This window comes from Clostridium sp. chh4-2 (assembly GCF_002899675.1).
In the GTDB taxonomy this organism is placed as follows: Bacteria; Bacillota; Clostridia; order Lachnospirales; family Lachnospiraceae; genus CHH4-2.
Genome location: NZ_PKUU01000005.1, coordinates 44,221 through 61,006 on the forward strand (window position 1 = coordinate 44,221; position 16,786 = coordinate 61,006).

The 16,786-nt window shown below is 45.6% G+C and carries 15 protein-coding genes; 5 read left to right on the plus strand and 10 right to left on the minus strand.

Features of this window, described 5'->3' with window-relative positions; all coding sequences use genetic code 11:
• Positions 1 to 7: 7 nt before the first annotated feature.
• Genes C0033_RS06595 through C0033_RS06605 form a run of 3 tightly spaced genes read right to left on the minus strand, consistent with a single transcriptional unit; the run spans position 8 to position 5,357 of the window.
• Entirely contained in the window at positions 8 to 1,168 is a 1,161-nt protein-coding gene (locus tag C0033_RS06595) for a TolC family protein (RefSeq protein ID WP_103227089.1), read from the minus strand.
• Positions 1,169 to 1,182: 14 nt separating this feature from the next.
• Positions 1,183 to 4,188: an efflux RND transporter permease subunit gene (locus C0033_RS06600; RefSeq protein ID WP_103227090.1), complete on the minus strand. Its 3,006-nt coding sequence runs from the start codon at positions 4,186 to 4,188 to the stop codon at positions 1,183 to 1,185.
• Between the two features lie 14 nt (positions 4,189 to 4,202).
• Positions 4,203 to 5,357 (minus strand): efflux RND transporter periplasmic adaptor subunit, encoded by a 1,155-nt coding sequence (locus C0033_RS06605; protein ID WP_103227091.1) that lies wholly within the window; start codon positions 5,355 to 5,357, stop codon positions 4,203 to 4,205.
• Positions 5,358 to 5,582: 225 nt separating this feature from the next.
• Between C0033_RS06605 and C0033_RS06610 the strand changes: the two genes are divergently transcribed.
• The 3 genes from C0033_RS06610 to C0033_RS06620 all read left to right on the plus strand — a co-directional run bounded on the left by C0033_RS06610 (position 5,583) and on the right by C0033_RS06620 (position 8,173).
• A complete protein-coding gene (locus C0033_RS06610; protein WP_103227092.1) occupies positions 5,583 to 6,257 on the plus strand; it encodes a response regulator transcription factor in 675 nt (224 codons plus the stop codon).
• Positions 6,254 to 7,321, plus strand: a complete 1,068-nt coding sequence (locus C0033_RS06615; protein WP_103227093.1) for a HAMP domain-containing sensor histidine kinase — start codon at positions 6,254 to 6,256, stop codon at positions 7,319 to 7,321. Before C0033_RS06610 ends, C0033_RS06615 begins: the two co-directional genes overlap by 4 nt.
• A gap of 195 nt (positions 7,322 to 7,516) precedes the next feature.
• Entirely contained in the window at positions 7,517 to 8,173 is a 657-nt protein-coding gene (locus tag C0033_RS06620; protein WP_103227094.1) for a phosphatase PAP2 family protein, read from the plus strand.
• A 281-nt stretch (positions 8,174 to 8,454) separates the two neighbouring features.
• On the opposite strand, the gene C0033_RS06625 is transcribed toward C0033_RS06620, so the two are convergent.
• Complete coding sequence (locus tag C0033_RS06625; protein WP_103227095.1) at positions 8,455 to 9,474, minus strand: glycosyltransferase; 1,020 nt, start codon at positions 9,472 to 9,474, stop codon at positions 8,455 to 8,457.
• Positions 9,475 to 9,693: 219 nt separating this feature from the next.
• Between C0033_RS06625 and arcC the strand changes: the two genes are divergently transcribed.
• Positions 9,694 to 10,623 (plus strand): carbamate kinase, encoded by a 930-nt coding sequence (arcC, locus tag C0033_RS06630; RefSeq protein WP_103227096.1) that lies wholly within the window; start codon positions 9,694 to 9,696, stop codon positions 10,621 to 10,623.
• A gap of 288 nt (positions 10,624 to 10,911) precedes the next feature.
• Here arcC and C0033_RS26895 read toward each other — a convergent pair whose 3' ends face one another.
• From C0033_RS26895 to C0033_RS06655, 6 genes are all read right to left on the minus strand, one after another.
• Positions 10,912 to 11,202 carry a hypothetical protein gene (locus C0033_RS26895; RefSeq protein ID WP_180994597.1) on the minus strand — a complete coding sequence of 97 codons (291 nt, stop codon included), beginning with the start codon at positions 11,200 to 11,202 and terminating at the stop codon, positions 10,912 to 10,914.
• 369 nt (positions 11,203 to 11,571) lie between these two features.
• Entirely contained in the window at positions 11,572 to 12,432 is an 861-nt protein-coding gene (locus tag C0033_RS06635) for a DUF3298 and DUF4163 domain-containing protein (RefSeq protein ID WP_103227097.1), read from the minus strand.
• 20 nt (positions 12,433 to 12,452) lie between these two features.
• Positions 12,453 to 12,929 carry a sigma-70 family RNA polymerase sigma factor gene (locus tag C0033_RS06640; protein ID WP_103227098.1) on the minus strand — a complete coding sequence of 159 codons (477 nt, stop codon included), beginning with the start codon at positions 12,927 to 12,929 and terminating at the stop codon, positions 12,453 to 12,455.
• A 419-nt stretch (positions 12,930 to 13,348) separates the two neighbouring features.
• Complete coding sequence (locus C0033_RS06645) at positions 13,349 to 13,963, minus strand: 4Fe-4S dicluster domain-containing protein (protein ID WP_103227099.1); 615 nt, start codon at positions 13,961 to 13,963, stop codon at positions 13,349 to 13,351.
• Positions 13,964 to 14,053: 90 nt separating this feature from the next.
• Entirely contained in the window at positions 14,054 to 14,788 is a 735-nt protein-coding gene (locus tag C0033_RS06650) for a class I SAM-dependent methyltransferase (protein ID WP_103227100.1), read from the minus strand.
• 169 nt (positions 14,789 to 14,957) lie between these two features.
• Positions 14,958 to 15,542, minus strand: a complete 585-nt coding sequence (locus C0033_RS06655) for a cytidylate kinase-like family protein (RefSeq protein WP_103227101.1) — start codon at positions 15,540 to 15,542, stop codon at positions 14,958 to 14,960.
• A 285-nt stretch (positions 15,543 to 15,827) separates the two neighbouring features.
• Between C0033_RS06655 and C0033_RS06660 the strand changes: the two genes are divergently transcribed.
• Entirely contained in the window at positions 15,828 to 16,778 is a 951-nt protein-coding gene (locus C0033_RS06660; protein WP_103227102.1) for a polysaccharide deacetylase family protein, read from the plus strand.
• Positions 16,779 to 16,786: the final 8 nt, after the last annotated feature.

Genomic DNA, 16,786 nt, shown 5'->3' on the forward strand with positions numbered 1-16,786 from the left:
CTCATCTTTATGATACGGATGCCAGGCCGTTGACCGCCCAGTCATAATCCTGGATTGCCTGAGTAAGCGACAGACTGGTGGTTTTAACTGATGTTTCCGCATTGGAAAAAGATGCTTTCTGCTGCTGGTAAGCATTGGGGGTTATGGTTCCTGCCTGCAGCTGGCGGTCTGCCGTATCCATGTTTTTCTTTTCCAGTTCGTATGCCTGAAGCGCCTGGTCATAGTCGGATTTTGTGAGCAAAATGTTCTGATACGCATTTTTAACGCTGGCTGATGCGGTCCGTTCATTACTCTTTAACGTCTCTTCCAGATTCTCTTTTGTGCTCGTTTTCTTCGCATTGGCAATTTTCTTCTTAACAATTTTTATGCTGTAGTTGTTCTCCAAAGCGGTCTTTATATCCGTTTCCAGGTCAATAGACCCGATCCGTGAAAGATCCGGCTCCGGAACCTCTCCGATCTCCACCTCTGCCCCGTAGCTCCATCCTGTCATAATGCACAGGCTCTGTTTTGACTGGCTGAGGGCGCTTTCCGCTGACCGGATCGACGCTTCTGCCGATGTCACCGCCTCTTTTGCCGACAAAAGTTCCGCCTGGGTAGAAATTCCTGCTGTCAGCTTTGTCGCCACAGACTGATACTGAAGCTCGGAAAGTTCTTTACTGCTTTTTATCTTTTCCAGATTATAAAGCTGGGTCCAGTAATTGATCATCAAAGTCTGGGCGCTTTTTACCAGCTCCATCTCCGTCTGATCATATCCCAATTTGATGACCTCGCTGTCGGAAACATTGTTGTCACCCTGTTCCATCAGTTTATCGGCCTGAAGCTCACTGCTTAGAGCCGCGGACAGACGGCCGGCGTACCCGGAATCGTCTGAATCCGGATACTCGATATTGCTGTAAATGTCCTCAGCCGCATCGTAATAGGATTGGGCGATATCGTCCTGATCCTCTTCCCGATATTCTTTATAAGCAATCTGATTTTGGAGGACTGTGCTGTTATATTCATGAATCAGATCTCCAATTTCGTCATATTCCAATTTATTATCCCGCAGAGAAGCCCATTTTTCCGCCGTATAAGCAAATTCCGGGCTGCCTGCCAGCGCGTAAAACGGAGTCAGAGACGCAATCACTCCGGTAAGGCAGCACGCTGTTATCATTTTTCTCGTTCGCATGGTTTCCTCCTTTCCTACAGATCCAATACCTTTCGTTCCCTCTTTCCGTTCATAACCGCATAGTATACCGGAAGCATAAACAGGGCTACCGCAATTCCGGCAGTGAGACCGCCGATATTAACGATGGCAAGACCCTGGGTTGTAGATCCACTGCTTCCGATAGCCAGCGCCATGGGGATCATGGAAAGAATTGTGGTCAGACTGGTCATCAGGATCGGCCTGAGTCTGGTAGCTCCCGCCTCGATTAACGCTGTCTTTAAATCCATTGTCATCCGGTACTGGTTTACCGTATCCACGTAGAGAATGCCGTTATTGACAACCGTACCGATCAGAATTAAGAATCCCAGCAGGGATGTCATGCTGATGGTAACCCCTGTCAGCTTCAAAAGCCCGAAAGAACCGATAAGGCTGAAAGGAATTGTGGTCATAACCATAAATGAAAATTTAGGCGATTCGAACTGGGCGGACATAACTACAAAGATCATGAAAACTGCGATTGCAATAGCCAGATACAGAGAAGAGAATTCTTCCTGCATCATGCGGTCCATGGAGTTTACCCCTGTAGTTATGGTTCCTGTCAGATTGGGGCTGATCACTTCGCTGTCGATCAGCGACTTAACATTAGCGCCTGCATAGTCGGCGGTAATGGTGATCTTATATGCTTTATCGGATTTTGATATCGAAGACGGGCTGTCTTTAAAATAGATTTCAGCCACATCGGTGAGCGCCACATATCCGCCGGAAGAAGTATTCAGTATAATTCCTTTTAACTGGTCTATGGTTCTGTATTCGTCTTCCGGGTATTCCAACATGACGCTGATCTCTTTGCCGTCCACAGTTAACGTGGTGGCTTCCACCCCGTCCAGCATCTGCTTTACGGAAGAGCCGATGGCAGAAGCGCTGAGCCCTTCTGCGGATGCCATCACAGGATCTACTTTAATGGTAACAATAGGAGCTGTATTTTCAATGCTGGAATGGACATTTAAAACGTCATCCCGCTCTGTCATTTCCTTTACGATCTTATCGCTCACTTCTTTTAATTCGTCGTACTGGGTGCCGTTCAGGATCACTTCATATCCCCGTTTTCTTCCCATAAAGCTCATGGAACTGGATGCTTCCGCAGTGATGGTGCAGTTGTCGATATCGGACATCTGCTGCTCCCAAAGTTCTGCGATCTCATCCGTTTTCATCGCATGGTCATCTTTCAGGTAGGCGGTAATGGAACCGCTGTCGTTGTTGTAGCGGAGCATGTAGGACTCCACATTCTCGTCATTTTTTACGATCTCTTCCGCCTGGTTCAGCATATCCTCGGCCTTTTCCGTCAGAATTCCCGGCCTCGTTTCAATGGAAACTTTGATGGTTCCGGTATCGTCTGCCGTCATAAGCTCCGCTTCCATGCCGCTTGCCATCACGTAAATTCCAATCAACAGGGCCACCGAAACAACCATTACAACCGCCTTGTGTTCAAGCAGCCTTGCCATGACCTTCCGGTAAATGTTCTGCATTCCCACAACCGGCCCTGACATAGGCGCATGATTCTTTTCCTGGGGTTTATACATCAAATAGCAAAGCGGCACAACCGTCATAGCGGAAAACAGAGATGCGCTCATACAGAAAACAATGGTAAATCCTAAAGGCTTAAACATCTGCCCTGTCATTCCCTGCAAGAACATCAGAGGGATAAATACAACGCATGTGGTGACCGTGGAACCGATAATGGACTGGATGACGATCCCGGTGCCTTCCAGCGCGCATTTGGCATATCCCAGCATTCCCTTATCCTCCGATGCCTGGGTTGCCCTGAAACAGCTTTCCAGCACTACAATGGAGTTATCCACCATCATTCCGACCCCCAGCACAAGGGCGCTCATTGTAATAACATTTAATGAAAATCCCATGGAGGTCATTAAAATCAGGGATAACAGGATGGAAGTCGGGATGGAGCTTCCGACAATCAGCGACGCTTTATAATCGCCGAAGAAGATAAATATGATCACCATGGAAATGATTACGGCCAAAACCATGGTTTCCGCCACATCCTTTAAAGAGCTGAGAATCGAATCCGCGGTATCGTTTACAATCCTGATGCTCAGATCCTCATCCGCTGCTTCCAAACTTTCTATGGCGCTTTGAACAGCCGAGGACACTTCCATCGCCGTGCTGCTCTGCTGCTTTTTGATGGAAATTGAAATGGTTTCCTGTCCGTTATACCGGGAAATTCCTCCCCTCTGTTCTTCCGCTTCATAAATATTGGCGATATCCTCCAGATAGATGATCTTTCCGCTGGATGTGGTGATCGGAACCGTCTTTAAGTCGTCTACCGTTTCATTTTCCAATGATGTGGTAACGGACAGTTCCAGATTTCCGGATATGGTGCTTCCGGAAGGATAGGACAGTTTAGCCGCTGAGATGGCTGACGCCGCCTGGGACATGGTCACTTTATATTGAGCCATTTTCTCCGACTGCAGTTCGATCTTCACATATTCGGAGGAACCGCCCATCGCGTCCACTTCCGCTATGGAAGAAATCTTTTCAAATTCCGGCACAACCGTCTGATCCACATAATCGTACAATTCCTTTTCCGTTTTGTGGCTGATGGAAAGCATCATCGTGGTGCCGGAGTTATTATTCATTTCCATCACAGAGGTTTCCGCATCATCGGGAAGCTGTCTGCTCAGGTTATCCATTTTTTTCTTTAAATCATCATATGCTTCATCCATATCGGTTCCATAATCGTATTCCAGCATGATCATGGCCCTGTTTTCACTGGATGAAGAGCTCATACTTTTAATTCCTTCCAGCGTGCCTACCGCATCCTCGATGGGCTCGGTCACCAGTTCACAGATATCTTCCGGTCCTGCGCCGGAATAGCTGGCGCTTATAATCAGCATAGGCTGGTCGGTATCCGGCATCTGTTCCAATGTGGCGGAAAATACGGATGAAATACCGAATACAAGCAGACAGAGCAATGCCATGACCGTCGTTACCGGCCTTTTGAGCACAAATTTTGTAATTCCCATATGTAAGACCTCCTCTACTGTGCCGCCGGAACCGGAGCCGCCGAATCCTGTGGTTTTTTGTCATTCTGACCGCTCTCTTTCGTTTCTTCGCCCTTTAATTTTACGGAAGCGCCCTCGTAAAGGTTGGAACTCCAAGTGCTGACTACCATATCATCTGCCGAAATTCCTGACAGAACCTCCGCATACTCCGAATCATAGATTCCAACTTCAATCGGAACCTGAACCGCTTTTCCTTCCTTATAAAGATACACATAACCCACGCCGCCGCTGTAATAGATCGCGTCTACCGGAATCAGCATCGCATTTTCCGTTTTCTCCGTAACCAGATTTAATTTAACCGTACTTCCGGTTGCAATGGCATCCGTATCCTTTAATTCGGCCTTTACCTTAAATAAACCGGTGGTTTCATCCACCATGGAACTGATCTCACTGATGTAGGCTTGATAACTCATACCGTTCTTTGTGATATTCATCTCATCCCCCACTTCCAGGTTGGCCATCATGCGCTCCGTCACATAGAAGGACACCCGTTTTTCTCCTGCTCCTGCAATTACACAAAGCTGTTTCGACTGGGAAATGTTATCGTGAACTTCTATATCGCAGCTTTCAATTTTTCCTCCGATGGGAGCGGTTATCCTGCTGTATTCCACCTGCTTGTCATAAGCTAATTTGGCGGCTTCATACTGTAATATGGCCGATGTGGCTTTATTGCGGTACTGCTCATACTCCTGTTCCGATAAATCGCCGCTGGCATAGAGAATCTGCATACGGCTCAGGTTGCTCTGGGCTTCCGTCAGATTCACCTCTGCCGATTCCATGGAGTTTAGCGCTGTCTCTACCTGCTGGGTATCGATTTCGCAAAGCACATCTCCGGCCGCAACCGTATCTCCCGCTTTCACATACACGGCCGTCACATCGCCGGAGGCCTTTGCATAGACATAGACCACATCCGACGGCTCAACCGTTCCGGTCAGCCCTGTGGTCAGGCTGATATCTCCTGTTGTGGGATTGGCCGCTTTCACAACCGGCAGAGCCGCCTGCTGCTGTCCCATCATCATTCCCGACGGCTGGGCCTGTTTCTTACCGCCTGACATAACAACTGCTGCCGCTGCAATTATCACCACGCCTGCGACAGCCGCCCCTATTTTTATCTTCTTTTTCTTATCCATGTTTCAATTCTCCTTTAACGGGCTAAATTTTCTTTTATCTTATAGCCCTAAGATAAATTCAACATTAACAAATCCGCCGCTTCTTCTAATTAATTGTGAATATTCTGTGATTTATTTATATTGGCTTTATAAAACCATGTTATAATATTGAATAAATGAACAGCTCTGATAAACCGTTATATATTGCATATGATTCGAAGAACCAATGGACCGGAGGTACGATTTATGTTTCAAATATTAGTTGTGGAAGATGATAAAAATACCAGAAAACTGATGGGAGCCATCCTGAAAGAACACGGCTACTGTCCTGTTTTGGCCTGCGACGGCCTGGAGGCTCTGGAAGTCTTAGATACCCAGCATATCGATCTGGTGGTGATGGACATCATGATGCCTCACATGGATGGATATGAGCTGACCCGGCAGTTAAGGAATCATGATTACAGCCTGCCCATCCTGATGGTCACAGCCAAGCAGCTGCCAGAAGATAAGAGAAAGGGATTCATCGTCGGAACCGACGATTATATGACAAAACCAGTGGATGAAGAAGAGATGATCCTTAGAATCAAAGCGCTTTTGCGGCGGGCTCAGATTGTCAGCGAACATAAGATCATCATCGGAGAGGTGATCTTAGACTATGATGCATTAACCGTTTCCCGGGGTTCGGAAGTACAAACTCTGCCACGCAAGGAATTTTATCTGCTCTACAAGCTGCTCTCCTATCCCAACAAGATCTTCACCAGGATTCAGCTGATGGATGAGATCTGGGGCGTGGAATCGGAAACCGAAGACAATACCATTAACGTACATATCAACCGGCTGCGCAAGCGTTTTGAAAGCTTCCCGGAATTTACCATTGAAACCATCCGGGGACTGGGTTATAAGGCGGTGAAAAATATATGAAAATACCATTTAAACACAAGCCCTACAGGAACATTACCCTGGCCATCACCATCTTTATCTTCCTGATCGTGCTGTCCGTTATGACGCTCCAGGGCTTTTTAATGTATCTGTATTGGAAGATAGCCTTTCAGGCCGATATCCGCATGCCCCAATTCTGGCGGCCGATTCCGCTTTTATTCGTTCTCAGCGCAATTTTCGGCATCCTTCTTTCCTTTTTAGCCAGCCGCATTCCTTTAAAGCCGGTCCGCGACCTGATCGCCGCCATCAATCAGCTGGCAGAAGGGGATTTCCACGTCAGAATCTCCTTAGATACCACCCAGGAATTAGTCAAACTGTCGGAAAGCTTCAACCGGATGGCCGGAGAACTGGAAAATACCGAGCTGCTCCGCTCTGATTTCATCAACAATTTTTCCCATGAGTTCAAAACCCCCATCGTCTCTCTCTGCGGGTTTGCCAAAATTCTGAAAAATGACACGCTTACCGAAGAGGAACGCACCGAATATCTGGATATCATCATCAGCGAGGCCAACCGCCTGTCCCAGCTTGCAACCAATGTGCTCAATCTTTCCAGTATCGAAAAGATCAACATTGTCACGGAAAACAGCGATTTCGACTTGTCTGAAGAGATCCGCCAGGCGATCCTGCTTCTGGAATCCAAATGGCAGAAAAAGGAACTGGAGCTGATCATCGACTTGGATGAAGTGACTTTCTATGGAAACAAGGGGTTATTGGACCAGCTGTGGATCAATCTGATCGATAATGCGATTAAATTCTCCCTTTCAAAGGGGAAGATTAAAATCAAACTTCACGAAAAAGACACCTGCGTCATTTTCCAGGTGTGGGACAATGGTTATGGCATGGACGCCAATACAAAACAGCATATCTTCGACCGTTTCTACCAGGGAGACGCATCCCATACCACAGAAGGCAACGGAATCGGCCTCACCATTGTGAAAAAAATCGTGGAACTGTATAAGGGAACAATATCCGTGGACAGCGAGATCGGCGTAGGAACTACGTTCACAGTCATACTTCCTAAATATTCCGAGTATGCTCAAAACTAACTTATACTCATAGCTAAATTATGCTCAAAAGATTGGATAATTTTATGTAAAATTTCTGTGTTTTGACAGGTTTTTTCTTTCGAAAAATAGCATATAATAAATTATCGTGGAACACTTTCTTAACGTTTTATTAACACTATTGTTATATTTTTTCGGGTGTGTTATAATCCGAAAAAAGTGAAAGGTTGTGAGCTAATGAAAAACCTGATAAAAAAGTATAAGCATGTTTGGATACTCAGTTATGCCTTTCTTTATCTTCCATGGTTTTTATATTTGGAACGCACAGTCACCCGTAATTATTATGTGATGCATGTGGCGCTGGATGATTTGATTCCTTTTAATGAATATTTTATTATTCCATATTTGCTGTGGTTTTTATATGTAGCCGGAACGATCCTTTACTTCTTCTTCACCGATAAGCGGGATTATTACCGGTTGTGTATCTTTTTGTTTACCGGAATGACCATCAGCCTGATGATCTGCACTTTATTTGAGAACGGCACCGATTTAAGGCCTGTAGTCGATCCTGGTAAGAATGTTTGTTCCTGGCTGGTATCCGTGCTCCACTCGGCAGATACCTCGACCAATGTATTTCCAAGCATTCACGCCTATAATTCCATTGGCGTTCATATAGCAGTCATGCGCAGTGAATCATTGAAAAAACACCGGGCTGTCCGGATCGGATCTTTTTTACTCATGTTCCTGATCTGCCTGTCCACCGTATTTTTAAAACAGCATTCCGTTGTGGATGTGGCCGGCTCCATGATCATGGCGTACATCATGTATCCTCTGGTTTATGGCAGCGCTTATGCGGAAAACAGAAAGAAAGTTACTCAAAAGGTGCTCGGCTGATTGATTTGACAACAATTTAAAAGGGCTGGTCCGTGATATAGGTTCTTTCTTGGCTTTGGGTGCGGGGCTGTGCCGGAGGGTTAATATCCCAGTGTACCGCCATCTGAATACGAGCCGTAAAAATGAACGTGACTGTCGAACACATGCATTTTGTGTCCGACAGTCACGTTCATTTTTACGGCGAGTAGGAAGCCCGGCGGACACGGGATATTAACCCTCCGGCACAGCCCCGCACCCAAAGCCAAGAAAGAACCGTGATATGGATCAGTCCTTTTTCTATCTTAATTGAATCCAAAAAATTTCTGTGTAATCTTATATCCTGCGATGGAAACCTGCCTTCCGCTTTTACCCGGCAGATTCATGCCCTGTCCTAAAAATCCCCAGCGGAGTCTCAGATACAACGGCATATTCTTTTGTTTCAGGTACATCCACAATTCCTTCTTTTTCTGAAGATTTTCTTCTGTTCCTGACTTAATGGCAAGAATGGAGGAGACCACCATCATAATCTCCAGATACTTAACCATATATCCTCTGAGCTTCCTGTTTTGTATCTTGGTTACATCATAATAATCCAGCATCAGCTTTGTCACACGGATCTGCTGGTCAATTCTTCCGATCATCACCGTTTCATTGACCGACTGGTCTTCTCTTCCGATATAATACCGGTAGAAATTCACATCCAGATAATACATGGTTTTGACAAACGGCAGCGGCTGGTATACGAAAATGTTGTCCACATAAAATGTATGCTTGGGCAGTTCCAATCCGCATTTGAACAGCAGCTCTGTCCTGTAAATTACGGAATGCATCAAAATATACTGTCCGGTCATAAATATCTTCACATCATCCCAGGTGATCAGCTCATTTTTAGGAAGGGCTGTCTTATAATTCATCACGCGTTTCCGCTTTGCCCCTTCTTTTTCATATACGAAGTTGCAGATCAGCATATCCAACGTCTCATTTCCATACACAAATCTGCGCAAAGTTGCCAATACCTGTTTAAACGCCTCTTCATTGACCCAGTCATCGCTGTCAACTACTTTGTAATAGATTCCGGTGGCATTGCGAAGCCCGGTATTCACGGCTTCTCCATGACCTCCATTTTCCTGATGGATTGCGCGGCAGATCGTGGGATAATTCTGAGCATATTCGTCTGCGATCTCAGCCGTATGGTCCTTGGTTGATCCGTCATCCACAATTATGATTTCAACTTCTTCGCCTCCGGTCAGCAGCGTATCGATACAATGTCTCATATAAGCTTCTGAATTATAGCACGGTATTGCTACAGAAAGTAATTTCACAGCGAATCCTCCTTATGTTTCAATCATTCTAATAAAGTTTTCCCTCATTTTCCCTATTATAACATGGAATTTTCGTTTTTATATAAAAAATTTCTTAAACTATCCCTTTTTAAGTAATTGTTGCATTTTTGCCTGGCAAATACTATAATAAACTTATATTTTTCTCCCTAAAACCGTAAAACGGGAGTGAATAACTCGTACAGAAAAGAGGTAATCGTTATGGCTAAAAAAAGAATTGTTATGGCATTGGGACACAATGCCTTGGGTACCAATCTTCCGGAGCAGAAAGAGGCGGTTGTGAAAACAGCTAAAGTCATCTCCGATTTTATTCAGGAAGGCTGGCAGGTAGCCATTGTTCATAGTAATGCACCGCAAGTGGGGATGATTCATACTGCCATGAATGAATTCGGCAAACAGCATGAGGGTTATACCAACGCTCCCATGTCCGTATGTTCTGCCATGAGCCAGGGCTACATCGGCTATGACCTGCAGAACGGCATTCGTTCTGCCTTAATTAAACGCGGAATCTACAAACCTGTTTCAACCGTTTTAACACAGGTCATGGTAGATCCCTATGACGAGGCGTTCTACACCCCTGTTAAAGTAGTTGGACGTGTTATGTCAAAAGAAGAAGCTGATGAAGAAGATGCAAAAGGCAACTCCGTGGTAGAAGTAGAAGGCGGATACCGCAGAATCGTAGCCGCTCCCCATCCAATCTCCATCGTTGAGATCGACGCAATCAAAGCACTCTTAGACGCAGACCAGATCGTCATCTGCTGCGGAGGCGGCGGCATTCCCGTTATGGAACAGGGCGCTAACTTAAAGGGCGCCAGTGCAGTTATCGAAAAAGATTTATCAAGCGGCCTGCTCGCTAAAGAAGTGGATGCAGATGTCCTGATGATCGTAACCAGCGTGGACAATGTAACTCTGAACTACGGCAAAGAGAACGAAGAGCCAATCAGCCGCATGACTGTAACTGAAGCCGAAAAGTTTATAGAAGAAGGCCACTTTGAATTCGCCTCCATGCTTCCAAAAGTACAGGCCTCCATCGATTTCATCCGTGCCGGAAAGGGCCGCAGCGCAGTGATCACTTCCTTGGAAAAAGCCAAAGACAGCCTGGCCGGAAAAGCAGGGACTGTCATCGAATAAATATTGGGGAAATCTTTATTTAGTTAACTAAGAAACGCCGGAAAGAAGGGGAAACCTGGGCGGGCGGCGAACATAGAGAAAAGCAGGGGATTCGGGTTTCGACCCTAAGTAATACTAGGCCGCCAAGAGCGGAAAAAGGCAGCGCGGCGCCATTCGCGATGAACTCTTGATGACTTCATCGCTCAAGGGCGCCTCAAATACTGATCCGGAATTCAGTATTTGTCTGCCTTTTTTCGTTCTTGCCGACCAAGTATCACTAAGGGTCTGCACACGATCCCCTGCCTTTCTCTATGTCCGCCGCCCGCCCAGGTTTCCCCTTCTTTCCGGCTGTTGCTTGGCTAGCTTAGGATAAAAAAGATTTGGTGGATTGTGAGTAAATTTTACATCAAGGGTGAAGTCTTTTTTAGAAATCCCTTCACCATTTAATGTAAAGGGTGAGGTCTTTTTGTGAAATGCCTTGACGTTTAAAGTAAAACCTGAAGCATTTTTAAAAATCCCTTCACGATCTACATAAATGTGGCTCTGCATAAATACCGAAGCGCAAATATTGTTTTTAACCCGGCCAGCGAAAACCAGCATGGAATCAGGAGGCGGAGCCGGAAGGAAATGGTCTGAGAAGGCCGCCGGGCCGCCGAAGGAAGATACAGCCGATTGGGATCGTATGGAACCCCTTAGAACTACTTAGGCCCGCAAGGGCAGAACGAGGCAGGTAGAACCTGATTTCGGTGTCAGGTTCTAAAGCGCCGCTGAGCAGCGAAGTCATAAAGAGTTCACTGCGAATGGCGCTGGCCTGCCTCGTTCTGTCCTTGCGGGCCTTAGTAGTTCTTAGGGGCGAATCCCGAATCCCAATCGGCTGTATCTTCCTTCGGCGGCCCGGCGGCCTTCTCAGACCATTTCCTTCCGGTTCCGCCTCCTGATTCCATGCGTACCCCTTCGCTCCCCGTTAAATCACAATTTTAGTAAGTCTTTCGGGATTGTAAATTCTACTGCTCCCATGTAGCCTGGGGCTACTTCGTATTCGTCGAAGGTGATGACGAGGTCGCCTGTTTGATTAAAGTAAAAGCTTTCCTCTCCGGTGATTCCCTTAAAATCGTCTTCCGGGTTTTCGGAGTGGTAGAAATAGAAGATGTTTTCGTCTGCGGTCATCTGATCTTCCATCTGTTTTTTGATATTTTGGCTGATCTTCTCCTTGTAGTCGGGGACATCCTTGAAAAGACTGTCCAGAGTGAGGATTTCTCCGGTCTTTTTATCGATTGTAAATATCTTTACGTATTGGGTTCCGCTTCCTATCGCCAATGTGGTGTTGATTCGCAGAGACAGGTATTGTTCACTGTCCGTTACCACTTCGTAATTGGAAGTCAGGCTGTAATTTCCCTGGCCCTCGCTGGATTTTAAATCGTCCTCATATTGTTTGATCAGGGACTGAGCATATTCTTCGATGGTTTTATTCAGACCGTCAGCGGCCTGGCCGTTCTCTGTTTCGATTTTAGGGACCTGAATTTCGGCTTCAAAATTATTGGTGTGGTCTTCATAGGTACGGAAAGTGACCACTTTAGCGATTGCTCCGATGACGGGAATCTGTTCCATGGCATTTGCTATGGTCGGGTTGACATTGGTGAGCACTGTGATGGCTAAAACTGCGGCTGCGGCAGTCACTCCGGTGTTTTTCATGTATTTTGTTATTTTCAAGATTTTACTCTCCTTTTTAGCTGACTCAATCCCTTGTTTCATGCGTTCAAGCGCCTGTTCCGGCACGGGAATCTCTTCGTATTTTTTCTTCATTTCCGCTAATTCTTTGTTTTCTGACATATTGTGAAAGCTCCTTTCTCCTATAATGTCCCGGGTTCCAAGTTCACCCGCAGTTTTTTCAGCGCCCGATACAGCCTGGACTTTACCGTGTTAATATTTTCTTCCATGACTTTGGCTATGTCTTCCAGTTTCATATCTTCAAAAAACCTTAATATGATGACGGTCCGGTCTTTTTCCTCCAATACCTTTAAAAGATCTGCCACTTCCAACTCCGAATCCGGAGGCACATATGCAGATTCTTCAATCTCATCCACAAGATTTTCCCTTTTTTTCTTTCGTAATAAGTCAATGGAAACATTCATTACAATCCGGTAAATCCAGGTAGACAAATATTCCGGCTGGCGCATTTTTTTACAGTCTTTAATGGCGCGGTATGCGCTTTCCTGGACTGCATCCAAGGCATCGTTTTCATTTTTCAGATAGCTGTATGCCAGTCTGTAATACTTCTGGTAGTTTTCCAAAAGAATTTTTTCCACTTCCGACTCTATATTGTTCAATCCGTTTTCTCCTTTCCTGCTGTTCTATCTGTTTGACGGTTCAGACGGATAAAAAAGTTTCAGCATAAAAAAATTTTACTATTCACAGCCCAGGTGATCTCTGCTATCCGTTCCGGTTTTGGCAGTTTTGCAGGAACTTTCCAGTTCCGGTTTCGGGCATAAGCACTTCTAAACGTGCAGGATTTTTCTAAAAACCAAGGGAAATGTCCAAACTCGCTTGCGCTCAAACAGGTGGACATTTCCCTTGAACGAAAAATTCTGCACGTTAAGAATTGCTAATGCCCTGCAAAGTCACTGGAAAGTTCCTGCAAAACTGCCAAAACCGGAGCGGATAGCAGAGATCACCTGGGCCGTGAATAATAACAAAAAATACCATATCTACAATCACTGTAAGATACGGTATTTTCATTTATCCTATATTATGCCTTTTTTAATGATCCGTCAATCGTAATGACAGAAACATTAAACGGCACATCTTTTCCACTTTTTTCTATAGCCTGTTTTACAGCCCATTCTATGCCTCCGCAGCAAGGCACTTCCATTCTGGCTACGGTTATGCTTTTCAGGCGGTTATTTTTGATGAGTTCTGTAAGTTTTTCCGAATAATCTACCTGGTCAAGCTTGGGGCAGCCGATCACGGTCACGCGGTTCTTCATGAACCGGTGATGGAAATCGCCGAATGCATAGGCGGTGCAGTCCGCCGCAATCAAAAGATCGGCATCGTCTAAATAAGGCGCCTTCACCGGAAGCAGTTTGATCTGAACCGGCCAATGGTACAGCTGGGAAGTGCCGCTCTGCTTTTTGTGGTTTTCTTTCACGGCAGCCTCATCATAAGCTTCCGCTTCCCGTTCCACAAATGTAATCGCTCCGGTAGGGCAGGCCGGCAGGCAGTCTCCCAAACCGTCGCAGTAATCGTCTCTCATCAGCTGCGCCTTACCGTTCACCATGGCGATGGCGCCTTCATGGCAGGCGGTTGCGCATGCGGTGCATCCATTACATTTTTTCTGATCTATTTGAATAATTTTACGTATCATGTTCCGTTCCTCCTAATCCTTATTTACTGTCTAAACTGATTATAATAAGCAAGAGGATTTTTATCTGTTGTTTTTACAACAAAATGAAATTTATTTTTTTCTGGCGGAGAGAATCATCATCATCGGACGGCGGAGTTCATCTTTCATGCCCCGGACCGTATTTATCATCTCTTTTGTCGGCTGGGGTTCTTCAAATCCAACGATCTCAAATCCATTGGACAGAAGTCCGTTTAGATAAGTGGTCAGCGTTCTGTGGTATTTTATCACCGATTCTCCTAAAAAACAGGCATTTCTCTTTCCTTCATAAAAATAGCGGTCCACCGGGAAATGAAGAATCTCTCCATCCGGCCCATAGTACCAGTCCTGGGGCCCTTGGGAGGTGAACACCGGATGTTCTGCTGAAAATATAAATCTGCCTTCCGGCACTAATACCCTGTTTACCATTCCGGCAATCAGGTCAAAATCAGGAAGGTAATGAAATGCCAGCGAACTGAGCACAATGTCAAATGATCCCTCCTGGAATTCCAAGTCTTCAATGGCGCTGCAGATATACGTAACAGGAAGCCCTTCACTCTTCTCTTTTGCCACTTCCAGCATGCGCTCCGAGATATCGATTCCAACCACTTGAGCCGCTCCGTGCTCTGCCGCGTAAATACAATGCCATCCATATCCGCAGCCCAGGTCCAATACACGTTTTCCCTGAAAATCCGGCAGCATCCGTTCTAAAGTGTTCCACTCTCCTGCTCCATCCAGTCCCTTTTTCGACCGGTCCATCTGGCTGTATTTTTCAAAAAATACTATGTCGTCATACTTGTTTTCTTTCATGTGGGTAAGTCCTCTCTCAAAGTAAATATTTTATAGCTTTTATTAAGACCAAAAGATTCCGGTTCTGCAAATATGAATCTTTCAGGCAATCTGCAGAGCCGGAATTTTTTAAGATCCTAAATTATGAACTGAATAAGATATAAGGCCATACTGCTGCCAAATTAATACCTTATTTAACATGGCTTAAATACGCCATCACAGCGTCCAGACATCCGTCCACTCCGGCTAAACCGCTGTTTAAGCACAGGTGATAATCCGTCATAACGCCCCACTCCTTGCTGGAGTAATACTGGTGATATGCTCTTCTCTTCTTATCAACGGCGCGGATATGAAGCATAGCGCTTTCCGGCGACAAATCCGGTTCCACTCCTCTGATCCGCTTTATGCGGCTTTCAATATCCGCATAAACAAAGATGTTCACGCTGTTCGATAAAATGGCATCCGCACACCGTCCAACAATCACACACGGCTCCTTGTCGGCCAGAGACTGAATCACATCACATTGAACCTTATAGATATGCTCCGTCATCGCAATCTGATAATAGGGCTGAATTTCACGCATGGAGTAATTATCCAGATCGGGCACCACCTCGTCATTGGCCCTCAATATGGATTCTTCAATATTTCCCTCCTTAGATATCATACCGATCAATTCTTTATCATAGAAGGGAATCCCAAGTTTATCGGCCAGCTTTACCCCAAGCTCATGGCCGCCGCTGCCATATTCACGGCTGATCGTTATCACTCTCTCCATAACCGTACCTCCTTCTCTCGCTGCTTTGAGTACCATTTAGATAACTTCATTATATCATTTTAAACAGTATTTTCCTAGAGCGCGTTTAAAAAATAACGGATGACGGATGTTCGTTCCGTGTTCTGCTTTTGCAGTAACTCTGATCTTCCTTAAAATAGGCAGTATATGTCTTTCTGCAAAAAAAATATTGAAAACCCCTCTCATTTCCAGCAGTATTCTCCTTTACGTATTCTCTTTTTTCCTGTATAGTCTATATAGGTATGTTTAAGATAAAGGAGAATTTTCATGTCAGGCAGTTACAAACGCAGAAGGCCCAGCAGAATGAACCGGGCAAAGGCACGCGCAGAGCGTTTACGCAAAATTTTTAAAATTTCCATTACGGTTATCACATTTTTCGTTGTACTGTTTTGTATCGTACAATTTTTTAAATATGAGAAAGATAATATTTCCAAATTGTTCACCAGAAGGGCTTCTGCACAGACAGACGTAATGCCGGATCAAAAGTTGCCGGAAGATGAGAATGTTTCTACGGATTCCGAGGCTTCGGAATCGGAAACTTCGGAGCCGGAAACCACTGAGCCGGTGACGGAAGCCACTCCTTCAGAAGCGGAGGTTCCGGTTTATCCGGACCCGGATAAGCCTATGATCGCATTTACGTTTGACGACGGCCCCTATGCAAAGGTGGATAACAGGCTTTTAGACGCTTTGGAACCATATGGCGGCCACGTCACATTTTTCATCGTTGGAAGCAGAATCGCCGATTATCCTACCACATTAAAACGGATTTACGAATCGGGAAGTGAAATTGCCAACCATACATATGAGCATAAAAACCTGGAAAAGCTCACTCCGGAAGAGATATTTATGCAGGTGGAACTGACCAATGAGTATCTGGATCAAGCTATCGGCGCCAGAACCAAACTTGTCCGCGTACCTTATGGTGCTTACGGCGGAGAGGTCTGTCAGCGGGTTGCTTATCCTGTGATTCAGTGGAATGTGGACACCGAAGACTGGAAATCCAGGGATAAGAATGCAATCGTAGAAGCCGTGATGGCCCACGCCAAGGACGGCAATATCATCCTGATGCACGACCTCTATGAAAGTACGGCAGAGGCATTTGAAGAAGTCATTCCCAAGCTGGCGGAACAGGGATTCCAGTTTGTTACAGTCAGCGAACTTTATGAGGCCAAGGGCATCCCTATGGAACCGGGCCAGGTCTATTTCAGCACTCATTAGAATTCATG

Bases quoted from the DNA above. Each gene is read 5' to 3' on its own strand.
- C0033_RS06595 (WP_103227089.1), bottom strand. From the start codon at position 1,168: ATGCGAACGAGAAAAATGATAACAGCGTGCTGCCTTACCGGAGTGATT.
- C0033_RS06600 (WP_103227090.1), bottom strand. From the start codon at position 4,188: ATGGGAATTACAAAATTTGTGCTCAAAAGGCCGGTAACGACGGTCATG.
- C0033_RS06605 (WP_103227091.1), bottom strand. From the start codon at position 5,357: ATGGATAAGAAAAAGAAGATAAAAATAGGGGCGGCTGTCGCAGGCGTG.
- C0033_RS06610 (WP_103227092.1), top strand. From the start codon at position 5,583: ATGTTTCAAATATTAGTTGTGGAAGATGATAAAAATACCAGAAAACTG.
- C0033_RS06615 (WP_103227093.1), top strand. From the start codon at position 6,254: ATGAAAATACCATTTAAACACAAGCCCTACAGGAACATTACCCTGGCC.
- C0033_RS06620 (WP_103227094.1), top strand. From the start codon at position 7,517: ATGAAAAACCTGATAAAAAAGTATAAGCATGTTTGGATACTCAGTTAT.
- arcC (WP_103227096.1), top strand. From the start codon at position 9,694: ATGGCTAAAAAAAGAATTGTTATGGCATTGGGACACAATGCCTTGGGT.
- C0033_RS26895 (WP_180994597.1), bottom strand. From the start codon at position 11,202: ATGCTGGTTTTCGCTGGCCGGGTTAAAAACAATATTTGCGCTTCGGTA.
- C0033_RS06635 (WP_103227097.1), bottom strand. From the start codon at position 12,432: ATGTCAGAAAACAAAGAATTAGCGGAAATGAAGAAAAAATACGAAGAG.
- C0033_RS06645 (WP_103227099.1), bottom strand. From the start codon at position 13,963: ATGATACGTAAAATTATTCAAATAGATCAGAAAAAATGTAATGGATGC.
- C0033_RS06650 (WP_103227100.1), bottom strand. From the start codon at position 14,788: ATGAAAGAAAACAAGTATGACGACATAGTATTTTTTGAAAAATACAGC.
- C0033_RS06655 (WP_103227101.1), bottom strand. From the start codon at position 15,542: ATGGAGAGAGTGATAACGATCAGCCGTGAATATGGCAGCGGCGGCCAT.
- C0033_RS06660 (WP_103227102.1), top strand. From the start codon at position 15,828: ATGTCAGGCAGTTACAAACGCAGAAGGCCCAGCAGAATGAACCGGGCA.